The sequence below is a fragment of the Salinicoccus carnicancri Crm genome, assembly GCF_000330705.1.
In the GTDB taxonomy this organism is placed as follows: domain Bacteria; phylum Bacillota; class Bacilli; order Staphylococcales; family Salinicoccaceae; genus Salinicoccus; species Salinicoccus carnicancri.
The window spans coordinates 308,529-323,553 of record NZ_ANAM01000008.1 but is presented as its reverse complement, the minus strand read 5'-3'; the positions used below and the strand labels follow the sequence as shown (position 1 = coordinate 323,553).

At 48.1% G+C, this 15,025-nt stretch carries 16 protein-coding genes; 8 read left to right on the top strand and 8 right to left on the bottom strand.

What is annotated here, in order from left to right; all coding sequences use genetic code 11:
• Window positions 1–18 precede the first annotated feature (18 nt).
• Both C792_RS14965 and C792_RS0109250 read right to left on the bottom strand, forming a co-directional pair.
• Window positions 19–171, bottom strand: a complete 153-nt coding sequence (locus tag C792_RS14965) for a hypothetical protein (protein ID WP_017549195.1) — start codon at window positions 169–171, stop codon at window positions 19–21.
• A 173-nt stretch (window positions 172–344) separates the two neighbouring features.
• Window positions 345–662, bottom strand: a complete 318-nt coding sequence (locus C792_RS0109250) for a hypothetical protein (protein WP_017549194.1) — start codon at window positions 660–662, stop codon at window positions 345–347.
• A 95-nt stretch (window positions 663–757) separates the two neighbouring features.
• On the opposite strand from C792_RS0109250, the gene C792_RS0109245 reads away from it, so the two are divergent.
• Both C792_RS0109245 and C792_RS0109240 read left to right on the top strand, forming a co-directional pair.
• On the top strand, window positions 758–1,666 hold the full coding sequence (locus C792_RS0109245; protein WP_017549193.1) for a nuclease-related domain-containing protein: 909 nt from the start codon (window positions 758–760) through the stop codon (window positions 1,664–1,666).
• A 91-nt stretch (window positions 1,667–1,757) separates the two neighbouring features.
• Window positions 1,758–3,137: an NAD-dependent succinate-semialdehyde dehydrogenase gene (locus C792_RS0109240; RefSeq protein ID WP_017549192.1), complete on the top strand. Its 1,380-nt coding sequence runs from the start codon at window positions 1,758–1,760 to the stop codon at window positions 3,135–3,137.
• A gap of 39 nt (window positions 3,138–3,176) precedes the next feature.
• On the opposite strand, the gene C792_RS0109235 is transcribed toward C792_RS0109240, so the two are convergent.
• Window positions 3,177–3,536, bottom strand: a complete 360-nt coding sequence (locus C792_RS0109235; protein WP_017549191.1) for a fluoride efflux transporter FluC — start codon at window positions 3,534–3,536, stop codon at window positions 3,177–3,179.
• Window positions 3,537–3,902: a fluoride efflux transporter FluC gene (locus C792_RS0109230; RefSeq protein ID WP_017549190.1), complete on the bottom strand. Its 366-nt coding sequence runs from the start codon at window positions 3,900–3,902 to the stop codon at window positions 3,537–3,539.
• Between the two features lie 98 nt (window positions 3,903–4,000).
• On the opposite strand from C792_RS0109230, the gene C792_RS0109225 reads away from it, so the two are divergent.
• The gene (locus C792_RS0109225) at window positions 4,001–5,422 is read left to right on the top strand and encodes an FAD/NAD(P)-binding protein (RefSeq protein ID WP_017549189.1); all 1,422 of its coding nucleotides are present in this window, start codon (window positions 4,001–4,003) and stop codon (window positions 5,420–5,422) included.
• Window positions 5,423–5,453: 31 nt separating this feature from the next.
• Here C792_RS0109225 and C792_RS0109220 read toward each other — a convergent pair whose 3' ends face one another.
• Both C792_RS0109220 and C792_RS0109215 read right to left on the bottom strand, forming a co-directional pair.
• Window positions 5,454–6,443 (bottom strand): proline dehydrogenase family protein, encoded by a 990-nt coding sequence (locus C792_RS0109220; protein WP_017549188.1) that lies wholly within the window; start codon window positions 6,441–6,443, stop codon window positions 5,454–5,456.
• A gap of 79 nt (window positions 6,444–6,522) precedes the next feature.
• Window positions 6,523–7,035, bottom strand: coding sequence for a gamma carbonic anhydrase (locus C792_RS0109215; RefSeq protein WP_017549187.1), 513 nt, complete (start codon window positions 7,033–7,035; stop codon window positions 6,523–6,525).
• 80 nt (window positions 7,036–7,115) lie between these two features.
• Here C792_RS0109215 and C792_RS0109210 point away from each other — a divergent pair, with 80 nt between their 5' ends.
• Window positions 7,116–7,919, top strand: coding sequence for an alpha/beta hydrolase (locus C792_RS0109210; protein WP_017549186.1), 804 nt, complete (start codon window positions 7,116–7,118; stop codon window positions 7,917–7,919).
• 31 nt (window positions 7,920–7,950) lie between these two features.
• Here the strand turns inward: C792_RS0109210 and mnmM are convergent, their stop codons facing one another.
• Both mnmM and mnmL read right to left on the bottom strand, forming a co-directional pair.
• Window positions 7,951–8,511: a tRNA 5-(aminomethyl)-2-thiouridylate-methyltransferase MnmM gene (gene mnmM / locus C792_RS0109205; protein WP_017549185.1), complete on the bottom strand. Its 561-nt coding sequence runs from the start codon at window positions 8,509–8,511 to the stop codon at window positions 7,951–7,953.
• Window positions 8,483–9,457, bottom strand: coding sequence for a tRNA modification radical SAM protein MnmL/YtqA (gene mnmL / locus C792_RS0109200; protein ID WP_017549184.1), 975 nt, complete (start codon window positions 9,455–9,457; stop codon window positions 8,483–8,485). The genes mnmM and mnmL overlap by 29 nt, the downstream gene beginning before the upstream one ends.
• A gap of 114 nt (window positions 9,458–9,571) precedes the next feature.
• Here mnmL and C792_RS0109195 point away from each other — a divergent pair, with 114 nt between their 5' ends.
• The 4 genes from C792_RS0109195 to leuS all read left to right on the top strand — a co-directional run bounded on the left by C792_RS0109195 (window position 9,572) and on the right by leuS (window position 15,019).
• A complete protein-coding gene (locus C792_RS0109195) occupies window positions 9,572–10,297 on the top strand; it encodes an ABC transporter ATP-binding protein (protein ID WP_017549183.1) in 726 nt (241 codons plus the stop codon).
• A 5-nt stretch (window positions 10,298–10,302) separates the two neighbouring features.
• On the top strand, window positions 10,303–11,856 hold the full coding sequence (locus C792_RS0109190) for a hypothetical protein (RefSeq protein ID WP_017549182.1): 1,554 nt from the start codon (window positions 10,303–10,305) through the stop codon (window positions 11,854–11,856).
• A 5-nt stretch (window positions 11,857–11,861) separates the two neighbouring features.
• Window positions 11,862–12,320, top strand: a complete 459-nt coding sequence (locus C792_RS0109185; RefSeq protein ID WP_017549181.1) for a methylated-DNA--[protein]-cysteine S-methyltransferase — start codon at window positions 11,862–11,864, stop codon at window positions 12,318–12,320.
• 287 nt (window positions 12,321–12,607) lie between these two features.
• Complete coding sequence (gene leuS, locus C792_RS0109180; protein WP_017549180.1) at window positions 12,608–15,019, top strand: leucine--tRNA ligase; 2,412 nt, start codon at window positions 12,608–12,610, stop codon at window positions 15,017–15,019.
• Window positions 15,020–15,025 lie beyond the last annotated feature (6 nt).

Below are 15,025 nucleotides of genomic sequence, written 5' to 3'. Positions count from 1 at the left end.
AACTGCTGCAGAATCATATTACTCCTCAGAAGATTCTTCTTCCATGCCTCCGCCGTCATCTTCGGTTGTTTCTTCCTCGTCCGACTCTTCTTCAGTGGATCCGCCACCGCATGCACCAAGTACGAGTACTGACGCGAGTCCGCCTGCCATGAGATACTTTCTGAGTTCCATAATAGTAATCCTCCTGGTTTTTGTTTTATGCGCTGTTGGCTCAGGTCTGGATCATGCCTGCCGTTTATCTATGTAACCGGCCGGCCAATTGGACAGTACCCGGCTGATTGGGCCTGAAACATAATTGAGGAAGTAAATAAAATAACCTGGAAATCTTTACATAAAAGACATATTTAAGGCTGCATCCTCATCCATTTCTGTTTGATATTCCAGAGCTGTCCGATCATTTCATCATCGATGGGATACTGCTCACCTTCATAGCTGGGTTTGTTCGGAAAGACACTGAAACTCTCCAGCATGATGGTCTTCACATGTGTTTCCATCTGGGACCTGCTGTTTATGAACGGGAACTCATCATACAGGGAGAGTGCTTCGAATATATACTCGTCATTCTGGTAGTTTTCTGCGACTATGATTGATACTGGATCGAAATTGACGAACACATCATTGATCATCGGCGGGAAATACTTATAATTTATAAAAAATCGCATGTTTACCTCACTTATATATTAATAATTTTGTTATAATGGACAAAGCCCTGAAGAGGGCATGAAATCATTATTTGGAAGGAATTGAAAACTCGACTATGAATACTGAAATTTTCACTAATCCGATATTTATCGCGGTTGCTGCAGTTCTACTGATTGTTGCAGTGGCATTCCTTGTTTATTTCTTCAAGAACAGGAACAAAGTCAATGCACTTACTGAAGAGTATAGCAAGGAGAAGCAGGGATTGATAGAGAAATATGAATCCGATCAGGAAGAGGAACGCCTCAGTCATAAAAAAGAGGTTTCCACTTTAAATGAAAAATATCATAATGATACAACTTTACTGAACAATAAACTCTCGAGCCTGCGCCAGTTTACAGTGGATAAGGGAGAGTATCTCACAGACCTCTCCCTCATCCAGCTCAAGGAGCGTCTTGTACGGGATGAAAAGATCAGGGAATCGGATATGTATATCCTCTCAAACGTATATCTTCCTTCCAGGAACTATACGAACACACGCAAGATCGACCATCTTGTCCTGACACGGACGGGCATCTATATGATCGATTCAAAATACTGGGGTGGGCACATCCTGCATGGTGTGAATGAGGAAAACTTCAACAGTCTTCCTTACGTCGAATCTTTCTTTGATCTGCTGGATCTCGATAAGGCAAAAGAACAGACACTGATATTCGAAAAAGCGGATGACCGTAATGTTTCCGTGAACCATTACAATCATACTATAGAGGAAACCAGGCTTTCTGCCGAGAAACTTAAAAATATTTTGAAGCTTCAATACGATGTCGTGCCGATGATCTACTTCAACCCGATTGACAATGGCAATTATTCCATCACGAACTATTCGGCGGACCCTTCAACCAAGGTCCTCGTAGGCGAAGAAGAGCTCGAGAACTTCTTCCTGAAATATGTATTCCACGGCAGGTTCCAGTATACTGTCAAAGAACTGGATGAGATTGCTGAAGAAATATTCAGCCTGAACCCTTAATCGTATATTTTGTTTTAATGCTTTAAAAGTCCTATACTCTAGATAGGACTTTTTTTATTGCAAAATCATATATTTCTAAGGAGGAACAGGGATGTCTGAAGAGATAGCAGTTATGAACCCTGCAACCGGGGAAGAAATCAGAAGCATTAAAAAAGATTCGAGAGAAGATATTGAAGCGAAAATTGAAACGGCACATCAGGCTTTTAAAAAGTATAAAAAGAAAAATGCACATGACAGAAGCGCCCTCCTGAGTGAATGGGCCAAACTGATCCGTGAAAATAAAGATGAAATTGCGCAACTCATCACAAAAGAGAACGGCAAACCGCTGGCCGAGTCGCTTGGAGAAGTGGAGTATGCGTGCAGCTACATCGACTATTATGCAGAAGAAGGCAAGCGTGTGTACGGGCGTACGATTCCGCCGCATGAAGACGACGTGAGGCTGGTTGTGACCAAACAGCCGATCGGTGTCGTGGCTGCAATCACGCCCTGGAATTTCCCTGTCGCCATGATGGCCAGAAAAGCGGCACCTGCTGTTGCAGCGGGATGCACATTTCTGGTGAAACCGGCACGGGAAACTCCGCTGTCTGCGATGAGATTCCTCGATCTTGCCAAGGACGCAGGATTTGAGGCGGGCGTCATCCAGTATGTGAATGCTTCTGGCAAAGATGCGGGGGAAGTATTTTCACAGTCCGATAAAGTGATGAAACTGACATTTACAGGCTCTACTGCAGTGGGGAAGAAGCTGATGGAAGGCGCCGCTTCAACCGTCAAGAACATCACGATGGAACTCGGAGGACACGCACCTCTTGTGGTGCATAAGGATGCGGACCTTGAAACCGCTGTGGATCATGCCATTGCGACGAAATTCAGGAATTCCGGGCAGACATGCGTGTGTGCCAACAGATTTTATGTGCATGAGGACATCGCTGACGCATTCAGTGAAAAATTCAGTGAGAAGGTAAAAAAACTCAAAATGGGCAACGGTATGGATGAGGGTGTCCAGGTCGGGCCGATGATCAACAAAGACGGTTATGATAAAGTGATGGAACATATCAATGATGCGAGGCAAAAAGGCGGTACCATCACTGCCGGCGGTAACGGGAACAATTCTGAAGGTTATTTCATCGAACCGACTGTAATCACGGACGCAACAGATGAGATGATCATCATGAATGAAGAGACGTTCGGTCCGGTCGCTCCCATACAGACCTTCAGCAATCTTGATGAGGCGATTGAAAAGGCGAATGACACTGAATATGGTCTGGCAGCGTATTTCTTCACTGAAAGCTACCGTGACGGCATCAGGCTCCAGGAAGGATTGAATTTCGGGGTTCTGGGATGGAACAACGGCAAGCCCAGTGCTGCACACATTCCATTCGGCGGTCTGAAAGAAAGTGGCATCGGACGTGAAGGCGGCCTGGAAGGCATAGAACCGTATCTTGAGACGAAGATCACTTCCATGAAAATATAATGGAAAAATGCGGGTTCCCTTTTCGGGAATCCGCATTTTTTATGACAGGGAGACTCCGGTGATGAGACCTGCCGCCAGAGCAACCATGCTGAAAAATATTGTAATGAAACTGTATCTGAGCAGTTCCCTGTACCTTTTTTCTCCAAGCAGCGAAAGCTGGTCCAGACTGAATGTGGAATATGTCGTGAAACCGCCCAGGAAACCGAATATTATTCCGGTATAGAGCACGCCGGATGATTGAAGAACAGGTACACAGAGTCCCATCAGGAACGAACCGGCTATATTCACCGTGATGGTTCCATAAGGGATGGCGAACCGTCTGAATATTTTCAGGTCAAGGATGGCAGCACGCAGCACAGCACCAAGCGCTGCTCCCAGAGCCAGTACAAAGAGGGTCATCTAGCTCCTCCTTCCTGCAATCTGAAAGCCCAATGCGGCAAGGATGAGGCCGCTCATGAGGTTGATTGCGATATAGACTGTAAACATGACATAATCCCCGATGCTGAGCAGCATATACTGCTCATATGAGAGCATCGAGAAAGTGGTGAAGCTTCCCAGCAGACCGGTGATGAAAAAGTCTTTTCCGCGGTCGCCTGTTTCAATGATCCTGTACATGATGTAGCCGGCGGCAAAGGCACCGAGCATATTGACTATGAACGTGCCGGTGAAGAACGGCAGGCCGGCATATGCTGACACAAGGGAAATGGTGAGTCTGAGTACTGCACCGATCATTGCTCCCGATGCTATGTATGAATATCGTTTCAATGGTCCGCCTCCGTCCGATTCAAGATTCATTTATGCAAATTTATAAAATCCTATATATAATGGTAACATAACAGACTACCGGAGGAGAGAATTGAAAAATGGTCAGATCAGTAAAGGCGGCAGTCATCGGCTGCGGAGTAACCGGGATATCAACCGTCAATCATATCGTGAACGATGACAGATACACACCAAACATACAACTGGATATGTATGACAATGAAGTTCTTGCGGGAAAAGGTCCGGCATACCAGAGGGACAGCAGCCATCTGCTCATCAATATCCCATCCGGGGAAATGTACCTGGAAGACGACGGCAGCGACTATATGCAATGGCTGGAATCAAATGATTACCCGGCGGCCAGGTACACCAGCCGGGAGCAGTTCGGCGAGTATACGAGGGATAAGATGGAGTCTCTTGTGAGGGAACATGAAAATGTCCATTTCATTCCCGGTATGGTGGAAGATGTCCGGTTTGATTCAGAAACAGGACAGTTCAAACTGACGGCAGACGGCATGGACAAAGTCTATGATTTTGTTTTTTTGACCATGGGGAGTCTCAGGTACAGTGATCCATACAGCCTTGAGGGAGAAGAGGGGTATATACAGGACCCTTATCCGGTGGAAGAAGTACTGGATAACCTGGAAGGGGAGATCGGAATCATCGGTTCCGGTCTGTCTGCAATCGATTGTGCGCGTTATCTTCTGCTCGAGAATAAAAAAGAGAGAGTATTCATTTTTTCCAGAAGCGGGGAAATGCCATCGGTAAGAGGTGCACATGCTGATATCAGGCTGCAGTATTTCACACCGAAAACACTCCGTTCTCTTGTGAAAGATGACGAGATTCCGCTGTCATCGTTGAAACATCTGTTTATGCGCGAGATGGAGGCGAACGGTGTCGATCATTCCCTGCTTACGAGACGGACAGGCGACACCATACAGGATTTGAAATATGATATGGAACACCCTGAAGCTGTCGGGCGTCTTCATTATCTGATCATGGCATTGAACCCGGTTTTCAGTGATGTGTTCCAATACCTGTCAAGAACGGACAAAAGGAAGTTCATGGAAGAATACCATCCTCTGATTGATGAAAACCACTCTCCAATGCCAAAGGAGGCGGCGGTAAAGCTGGTCGAATGGGCCGACGAGGGCAGACTCGTCATTGTGGACGGTATGGAAAATGTGGCTGCCGGAGACAGGTTTTCCATCCGGACGGATGAAGGTGAAAACTACCGGATTGATACCCTCATAAATGCTACCGGGCCCGTCAAGGACATCTGGAAGGATATGAACGGCCTGATCGGTGCGCTCCATGATCACCAGCTGATCGGAAGAAATGAATTCGGTGGAATAATGGTGGACAGAAGCCGCAATGTCATCAGCCCGAATATCGGCACGCTTGAAGGCATGTTTGCACTCGGGGGTCTGACTGTGGGGGCGGATTACATGTCGACTTCCGTATGGATTCTGATCCAGAACACAAAAAAACTAGCCGGTCAGTTCTATGACCGGCTGACATAGGATACACCGCGATGTTTCTCCGGTGCATCATTCATTTTCGGCTGAATGATTTATAGGCAGCCAGTCCAGCGAGTATTACACCGGCACCTATCCCTGCAGTTTTGAATGCGGGATCTTTCGTGATTGATTTAAGGACCAGATTGAGATTCTGCGGCCTTTCTGCGAGCCTTCTCATGAAATAAGCATACCACTGGCTGCCGAATGGTATATAGACACACACATTATAACCGCGTTCGGCCAGTTCGGTCTGTAGTTCCTTTCTGAAACCATAGAGCATCTGGAACTCGAATTTGTCGTTCGGGATGTTATGCTCATTGATGAAGTCGATCGTATCGTTGATGATGTTATGGTCATGCGTGGCAATGGAAGTGAAGCCGTCACCTTCTGTAAGATGTATACGGATGAGCTGTTCGTAAGCAGCATCGATGTCATCCTTTTTCTGCAGGGCCACCCGCGGGTTCTCTTTGTATGCGCCCTTTACGAGACGTGTCCTGCAGTCTTTGTACTTGTACACATTTTCTGCAGAGTTATAAAGGTAGGACTGCAGCACTGTGCCGACGTTATCATACTCCTCCATCATCATATCCACAATCTGGACTGTTGTATCGTGTGAGGAATAATTTTCCATGTCGATGTTCACAAACATGTTGACATCCCTTGCTGTGTCGAGTATTTCCCTTACGTTTTCAACGCAGAAATCATAATCGATATGCAGGCCGATCTGAGTGAGTTTTATGGAAGCGGATGCGTCAACTCCATGATCGTCAATTGCCTGGATCATGTTAAGTATATTGTTCTTTTCCTTTATGGCATCCGATTTTTCGGTTATGAATTCCCCTAAATTATCAAATGTCACACTCATTCCCTGGCCGTTGATATCTTTGAATCTTTCAATCGTCTCCTCAATCGTGATGCCTCCGACAACTTTGTTGGTTCCAAATTTCAGCCCTACTTTTTTACTTGCATCATTCAGCACTTCATTCTCTGATAGAGCAATGAAAAGATCTCTTAATACTGGCATAGTCACCCTCCTCTTATCTAAGTACCATATTATATTGTACTCTTAAACATAATTTTAAAACAACTAAAATTTTCTAATATTAATCATTTTCAGATTTATAGTGAGGAATATGGTTTACATATGTTTCTTTGATGCGTTCCATTTCCTTGAAATCATCATCGGTCAAATCCCGGACCACTTTGGCTGGACGGCCGAAGGCAAGTGTACCCGGCGGGATTTCAGTGCCCGGTGTCACGAGGCTGCCGGCGCCTATGAAAGCATTCTCACCAATCACGGCACCGTCAAGTATGGTGGAGTCCATGCCGATCAAGGCTTTGCTTCTTATCGTACAGCTGTGGAGGGTCACTTTGTGGCCGACAGTAACATCATCCCCTATTGTGAGAGGTATTCCCGGTGTCTCATGCAGGATGGAGAGGTCCTGGATATTGGTGTTTTTTCCGATGCGGACCGGAGCGATGTCCCCCCGCAGGACGGTACCGAACCAGACAGAGGCATTCTCATCCATCTCCACATCCCCGATCACTGTTGCATTCGGTGCGATAAAAGCGCTTTCATGTATTTTCGGTGTCTTTCCCTTATAATCGATCAACATTTCCAATGTCCTTTCTTTAATCAGATTGTTATAATAAGTCTATCATAACGTTAGAAAAAAATTATGTAAGGAGCATTACGATGTGGAAATGGGAAACTGACCAGCAGCCGAAAGGGGTCATGGTCGTCATCCATGACATGATGGAGCACCATGAATACTATACGGATCTGATTTCGCGTCTGAGACGTTCAGGCTACCACTGCATTACAGGCGATCTTCCCGGTCACGGCCAGACGACGCGGGTCAATAAAGGGCATATCACTGACTTTGCGCAATATACCGACAGAATCGATGAGTGGTATAAAGCTGCCCAGGAGTACGGTCTGCCCACATTCATAATAGGACAGGGGCTCGGGGGGCTGGTTGCGCTTGAATCTGTGAAGCTGAATAACCTGCAGGTCGACGGCATCGTATTGCTGAACCCCCTCCTGTCATTCAAGCAGTCATTCATGAACAGGAAGAACACCCTGAAGACAAGTGTGAGGACCTCGAGTGATGCGACCCGCTTCAATCCGGGCATCAAAATGAAGTATTTTACAGAAGACGGAAAGTATCTGGAACGGTATGAAAATGACGAACTGATCATGAGGAAAGTCAGCTACCACTGGTATCGGACAGTGATCAACCAGATGAAGACGACGACTGAACATCTTGATGATTTCCCGGATGTGCCGGTGCTGTCCATACTCAGTAGGAACAATGAAATAGTGGACCCCTATCTGTCGGCGAAATATGTAAAACGGATCAATTCGGGGGATCTGGCCATCCATATACTGGATGAGGGTGAACACAGCATATTCCAGAGGGAGGATATAGAGACACCGTATTACCAGCTGGAAACTTTCCTCAATATGCAATTGTTCAAAATAGGCCTGTTTGTATAGAAGGATGGATCAGAGAAGTCTCTGATCCATCCTATTTTTTCCTGTTTTTTTCTACGCACAGTATATAAGGGGCTGAATTCTTCTGGTTGATGAAGCGATATTCCAGGATCTGGGATTCTTTTTGCGGCCATTCTGCGAGGGCTGCCGTCAATGCCTCTTTTTCCAGTTTTCCTTCAGGATGGCCGTGATAGACGACAATGATGATGCGGCCGCCGGGGACCATTTCGTGGAATATCTTTTCAATCGCGAGGATTGTTGATTTGTATTCGGTAGTGATGGTTTTATCGCCTTTTGGAAGATAGCCGAGATTGAACATGCCCGCCTTGACAGGTCTGCCGCCGAGGTATCGGTCGACATTGGCGTGGGAGTCAAGGATGAATTCTATATTGCGTGCGGGACTGCAGAGCTCCCGGGCATTTTCGATTGCCCCGGGCTGTATATCAAAACTCAGCACATGGCCGCCGGGGCCTGTCAGCTCCGAAAGGAATCTGGTGTCATGCCCATTCCCGCAAGTCGCATCGACAACGGTATCCCCGGGCACGATAATTTCTTGTGCGAGCTCTTTAGCGTAGGGCAGTATGCGTGCGAGCATAGGCATCCTCCTCATATTTTGCACCCTGGCATGTATCCCTTCGTTTCAGTGCATCATCAATACCGTTCAGCACACTCCATTTGTCAGTGCTCCACATCGGGCCGATAAGCTGATCAATCGGGCCGTCGCCTGTGATGCGGTGGACGACCATTTCCGGCGGCAGGATCTCAAGCTGGTCGACGACGAGATCCGTGTATTCCTCCTGGGAAAGGAAGGACACCATCCCTTTTTCATACTGTTTAATCATCGGTGTCCCTTTCAGCAGGTGGAGAAGGTGAATCTTTATGCCCTGCACATCCATGCCTGCGACCGTGCGGCATGTGTCCATCATCATTTCATAATCTTCACCGGGCAGGCCGTCGATGATGTGACTGCATACATTGATATCATGTTTCCTCAGTTTTCTGACACCTTCTATATAGCACGTAAGATCATGTGCCCTGTTTATAAGTCTGGAAGTTTCCTCGTGCGCGGTCTGCAGGCCGAGTTCCACCCATAGGTATGTACGATTGTTCAGTTGCGCCAAATATTCCACAACATCATCCGGCAGACAGTCAGGACGCGTACCGATGGACAGTCCGACGACACCCTCTATCTCAAGTGCGGATTCAAACTTTTCCTTGAGGACTGCAAGCGGGGCATGCGTATTGGTGAATGACTGGAAATAGGCAATATATTTTCCATGTTTCCATTTTCTGCTCTGCATATCCGCTCTGATCTTCTCGAATTGGACGGGGATTGGATCGACGCTGTCTCCTGCAAAGTCCCCGCTTCCTGCAACGGAACAGAAAGTGCAGCCGCCATAGGCCACGGTGCCATCCCTGTTGGGGCAGTCGAAACCGGCATCGAGTGCGACTTTGAAGATTTTTTCATTGAATTTGTTTTTCAGATGATAATTCCATGTGTGGTATCTCTTATCACCAAAACTGTATTTGAATTTTTCCATAGCATTTCACCGACCATTTCCTATGTGGGATTGTATCATAAAGCTTGTGCATAGTGTACAAAAGGTATAACATTTTTCGTAAGACAGTCATGCTTGATGAAAGGAACGGAGCCAATGATAAAAGCAGAAGGATTAACAAAAATTTTCGGTTCAACTACAGCCGTTGACAGCCTGGATTTCGAAGTGCCGAAAGGGGAGCTGTTCGCTTTCCTGGGCCCGAACGGCTCCGGTAAATCAACGACGATAAGAATGCTGATGGGGCTATTGGAACCGACAGGGGGTTCTGTTGAAATTCTGGGCGAAGTGATGAGGCTGGATAAGACAGAACTCAAAAGCAGGATCAGTTTTGTACCTGACACTCCGGATATCATCGGCAAGCTGTCCGGACGCGAATACCTTAATTTCGTGGCAAGCGTCTATGGTATGGAGCAGGGGGAATACGAGAGGGAGCTCGAATACTTTTTGGGTCTTTTCGATCTTGAAGGCAGGCTGGACACACTTGTTGAAAACTATTCCCACGGTATGAGGCAGAAACTGGTGATCATCGGGGCGCTGATGCATCATCCGGATATCGTGTTCCTGGATGAACCGACCGTCGGGCTGGACCCGAAAAGCAACAGGAACCTGAAAAAATATCTCCGGGAGTATACGGCAGCGGGGCATACCGTATTTTTGACGACCCATACCCTCAGCCTGGCTGAAGAGATTGCGGACAGGATACTGATCATCTATAAAGGTGTTGCCAGAAATTCCGGCACACTTGAAGAGCTCAGGGCTGTTGCGGGCAAGCCGGATGCGAGCCTGGAAGATGTCTTCCTTGAACTGACAGAGGGAGGCTGAAACCCATGATCAGATCCATCCTGAGAGTGGAGATACGCTCCATGATCAACTACATGAAAGTGCTCAGTGATTCCAAAAAAGTTATATACGGACTGCTTGCTGCGGTCATCGCACTGTTCATCCTGCCGAGCGCCTTGTCGGTGCTTTCCATAATAATACTGGGGGCGGGGGAGGAGAGCCTTGGCGGCTTCATGCTCCTGCTGTCGCTTGCGGCTGTCCTGATCCTGACATTGCTTGCGGTGAATTCAATCATCAAAGAGATGTTCATGGACCGGAATATACAGCTCTATCTGACATTCCCGGTTTCACCGGCCGCTCTTTTTGCAGCAAAGTTCATCCGGCAGTGGCTGATCAATACGGCGTTTATCATGGGGGCGCTCGGCATCATTACAGGCGTGCTGTTCTCAATGAGGGAAGGCCAGTGGCTTTTGACAGTAACCCATATAGCCTATTTCCTCTTTCTCAGCATCGTCTCCATGTCGCTTGCCTATGGTCTGGTTTTTGCGGTGACGAAAGTGCTCCCTGCGAATAAAGTCAGTGAAGTCCTGTCGTTTCTGGGCGGCATTTCATTCGTGCTGGTGTATGGTGTGCTCCTTATCGGCGGTTCTTCTGTACAGGACATTTCAGGGATCCTGCCGGATGCATCATTTCTTTACAGCGGTTTCCTCTACAACTTCAGTCCCGCCGGCGGACTCGCAGGTACCGTGGTTTCAGCCGCACTTGCTGCTGTGCTTGTGCTTCTGCTCCGTTCGTTTGTGGTGCACGCCTTCAAATCCGGGTGGGTGGGGGAGCAGTCGGTGAAACGCCGTCATATGGATGCTTCATCTGATGCCTTGTCGCCTGTAAGGACCCTCGTGCAGAAGGATATGCGGATGACTCTGCGTGACTTCAGGGAATGGACGGTGCTGCTGCCTCAGTATCTTCTGCCGGGCATCATGATCTTCATCTTGTACACAAATCCGGCCACCGCCATTGAAGCAAGCGGCAATATTCATGATTCACGGATGATCGCGGTATCTGTTTCCGGAACGGTAGTGATATCACTTTTTGCAGGTGCCTATAATACGGCGCGGGACGCAGCGCATTTTGAGTTTCTGAAAATAATGCCGCTGAAAGCGGCTGATCTTGTGAAGGCGAAATATCTGTTCAACATAATGACGATCCCCCCTGTATATTTACTGGCAGGCATTGTCGCCTGGATGATTCTGCCTGTCAGTATGGCTGCGCTCCTCTATTCCTCACTGTTCATCATCCTGGTGTCACTTGCTGTCATCCCGGCCGGCATGTTTGCCGGAAGCATGCAGCCGGTGGTGAGCAGGAAGAACCCTGCCAAAAGGCTGGATACGGCGACCAATGTCATACTGTCGATAATCATGGGTGTGCTGCTGATTGCTGCCGGTTTGATTTCGGTGTTATTTGCACGCGACGGCGGACTCAACCACTTACTGATAGCTGTCGTGCTATCAGTACTCGCTGTTTCAACCGGAGTTTCCATGCTGTTTCTCCGTGCTGTGAGGAAGCGGTATGAAAAGGGATTCAATATCATATACAAGGACTGATTTAGATGATCAATGAATGTTTTATGGATACCCCCGTTGGATGTTTGAAGATTGCTGAAGAAAAAGGCTCGATAGTCGGTGTGGATTATACGGATAAAGACCGTGCAGGATATGCCTCCAATGAAACCCTCGACCAGTGCGTCAGGGAGCTCAGGGAGTATTTCGCCGGTGACAGACAGCGCTTTGATGTCCCGCTCGACCTTTCCCGCAGAGGGACGCCGTTTCAGCAGAAAGTGTGGAAACGGCTTCATGAAATTCCATATGGTGAAACAATAAGCTACAAGACGCTGGCTGAGGACTGCGGCGGGCCGAACTATTCCCGGGCGGTGGCGAATGCCAACGGGAAAAACCCGGTTTCGATCATTGTGCCCTGCCACCGGGTGATTGCCCATGATGGATCACTCGGCGGCTATACAGGCGGGCTCGATAAGAAAGAGACGCTGCTGGATCTGGAGAGAAGGTAGCATGGCGGGATCATTTCATGTCCCGAAATATATATCTTGCTAATTTTATGAATATATCCTATATTTATAAGTGTCGGAAGTAGTAGTATACATTCCATTACAAGAGAGCCGCGTATGGTGGAAGCCGGCAGTGGATGTATGTGAACTCGTCCGATGTCAACCTAATCTCATAAAAAATTAAGCTGCACTTTAAAGTGAATGCGGGTGGTACCGCGGTTGTATAGATTATACGATCGTCCCATGCCTTATACAGGCATGGGATTTTTTATTTACGGGGAGGAATTTTTATGACGTTTGACCATAAGGAAATCGAGGAAAAATGGCAGCATCATTGGGAAACAGAAAAGACTTTCAGGACGGAGGATGAACTGGGCAAAAAGAAATTCTATGCGCTGGACATGTTCCCATACCCGTCGGGCGCCGGCCTCCATGTAGGCCATCCGGAAGGGTATACGGCAACAGATATCATCTCTCGCATGAAACGCATGCAGGGGTATAATGTACTCCATCCGATGGGGTGGGATGCATTCGGTCTGCCTGCAGAACAGTATGCGATTGATACAGGCAACGACATTACGGAATTCAACCAGATGAACATCAATAACTTCCGCCGCCAGATCAAGGAACTCGGTTTCAGCTATGATTGGGGTCGAGAGATAAATACGACGGATCCGCAGTACTACAAATGGACGCAGTGGATTTTCATACAGTTGTACAACAAAGGACTTGCCTATGTTGATGAAGTTCCTGTCAACTGGTGTGAGGCGCTTGGCACTGTGCTCGCGAACGAAGAGGTGATCGACGGGCTGTCTGAGCGTGGCGGTCATCCGGTAGTGAGAAAACCGATGCGCCAGTGGATGCTCAGGATCACTGAATATGCCGACCGCCTGCTCGAAGACCTTGAGGACCTGGACTGGCCGGAATCACTCAAGGATATGCAGCGCAACTGGATTGGCAAATCCGAAGGGGCCAATATCAAGTTTGAGATTGATGGGTCTGATGAATCATTCAATGTGTTCACAACACGGCCGGATACGGTGTACGGTGCGACATATGTCGTGCTGTCGCCTGAACACGAACTGATCGACAGGATTACGACCGATGAGCACAGGGACAGTGTGAAGGACTATCAGGAACGGGCTGCCCGTAAGAGCGACCTCGAGCGTACGGATCTTGCGAAGGTCAAAACAGGCACTTTTACAGGTGCTTACGCAACCAATCCGTTCACCGGTGAAAATATCCCTGTATGGATTGCCGACTATGTGCTCCAATCATATGGCTCCGGAGCCATAATGGCGGTTCCGGCACATGATGAGCGGGACTATGAATTCGCCAAAACGTTCGATCTGCCAATCGTGGAAGTTGTCGAAGGCGGGGATATCGAGAAAGAGGCGTATACGGGTGAGGGCAGGCATGTCAACTCCGGTGTACTCAATGGGCTGGAAAAGGATGAGGCGATCAGCAGGGCAATCAAATTGCTGGAAGAAAAAGGATTAGGCAAGAAAGAGACGACCTATAAGCTCCGCGACTGGCTCTTCTCACGCCAGCGCTACTGGGGTGAGCCGATTCCTGTCATCCACTGGGAAGACGGTACGATGAGCACGGTGGATGAGAGTGAGCTGCCGCTGACTCTGCCTGTCATGGATCATATCAAACCTTCCGGCACCGGTGAATCACCGCTTGCGAACAATGAAGAGTGGGTCAATGTGACGCGGGAGGATGGTGTGAAAGGCCGGAGGGAAACGAATACGATGCCTCAATGGGCGGGAAGCTGCTGGTACTATCTGAGGTACATCGATCCGCATAATACTGAGGAGTTGGCTTCCAGGGAGAAGCTGGAACACTGGCTGCCTGTGGATCTCTACATTGGCGGTGCGGAGCATGCGGTGCTGCATCTCCTCTATGCAAGATTCTGGCACAAGGTGCTTTACGATATTGGTGCCGTCCATACGAAAGAGCCGTTTCAGAAACTCTACAATCAGGGCATGATCCTCGGCGAAGGGAATGAAAAGATGAGTAAATCGAAAGGGAATGTCATCAACCCGGACGATATCGTCTATTCACATGGCGCGGATACTCTGAGACTCTATGAAATGTTCATGGGGCCGCTTGATGCTTCTGTTGCCTGGAGTGAGAACGGTCTCGACGGTGCACGCCGTTTCCTGGATCGCGTATGGCGCCTTCTCATCGATGAAGATGGTTCCGTGAGAGAGGTTGTCGTGGACGGGGAGACGCCTGCACTTGATAAGGTATACCATGAAACGATCAGGAAGGTCACGGGCGACTATGAGGCACTTGGTTTCAACACGGCAATTTCACAGCTTATGGTATTCATCAACGAATGCTACAGGCAGGACAGGCTGGGCCGGGGATATATAGAAGGTTTCATAAAGATGCTCTCTCCGATAACACCCCATCTGGCAGAGGAGCTCTGGCACAGGCTGGGTAATTCCGAAACGATTACGTATGAAGCATGGCCGGTATTCGACGAGTCCAAAGTCGTGGAGGCGGAAGTTGAAATCGTCATACAGGTCAACGGCAAAGTGAAGGAGAAGATGAATGTGCCGACTGATGCCGGGAAAGAGGATCTTGAGCGCATCGCAATCGAATCCGACAAAGTACAGGAAGTCATTCATGACAAGACGATCAGGAAGGTCATCGTGGTACCTGGCAAACTCGTAAACATAGTTGCGAATTAATTATAG

Coding starts and splice junctions, on each gene's coding strand:
- C792_RS14965 (WP_017549195.1), bottom strand. CDS start 171: ATGGAACTCAGAAAGTATCTCATGGCAGGCGGACTCGCGTCAGTACTC.
- C792_RS0109250 (WP_017549194.1), bottom strand. CDS start 662: ATGCGATTTTTTATAAATTATAAGTATTTCCCGCCGATGATCAATGAT.
- C792_RS0109245 (WP_017549193.1), top strand. CDS start 758: ATGAATACTGAAATTTTCACTAATCCGATATTTATCGCGGTTGCTGCA.
- C792_RS0109240 (WP_017549192.1), top strand. CDS start 1,758: ATGTCTGAAGAGATAGCAGTTATGAACCCTGCAACCGGGGAAGAAATC.
- C792_RS0109235 (WP_017549191.1), bottom strand. CDS start 3,536: ATGACCCTCTTTGTACTGGCTCTGGGAGCAGCGCTTGGTGCTGTGCTG.
- C792_RS0109225 (WP_017549189.1), top strand. CDS start 4,001: ATGGTCAGATCAGTAAAGGCGGCAGTCATCGGCTGCGGAGTAACCGGG.
- C792_RS0109220 (WP_017549188.1), bottom strand. CDS start 6,443: ATGCCAGTATTAAGAGATCTTTTCATTGCTCTATCAGAGAATGAAGTG.
- C792_RS0109215 (WP_017549187.1), bottom strand. CDS start 7,035: ATGTTGATCGATTATAAGGGAAAGACACCGAAAATACATGAAAGCGCT.
- C792_RS0109210 (WP_017549186.1), top strand. CDS start 7,116: ATGTGGAAATGGGAAACTGACCAGCAGCCGAAAGGGGTCATGGTCGTC.
- mnmM (WP_017549185.1), bottom strand. CDS start 8,511: ATGCTCGCACGCATACTGCCCTACGCTAAAGAGCTCGCACAAGAAATT.
- mnmL (WP_017549184.1), bottom strand. CDS start 9,457: ATGGAAAAATTCAAATACAGTTTTGGTGATAAGAGATACCACACATGG.
- C792_RS0109195 (WP_017549183.1), top strand. CDS start 9,572: ATGATAAAAGCAGAAGGATTAACAAAAATTTTCGGTTCAACTACAGCC.
- C792_RS0109190 (WP_017549182.1), top strand. CDS start 10,303: ATGATCAGATCCATCCTGAGAGTGGAGATACGCTCCATGATCAACTAC.
- C792_RS0109185 (WP_017549181.1), top strand. CDS start 11,862: ATGATCAATGAATGTTTTATGGATACCCCCGTTGGATGTTTGAAGATT.
- leuS (WP_017549180.1), top strand. CDS start 12,608: ATGACGTTTGACCATAAGGAAATCGAGGAAAAATGGCAGCATCATTGG.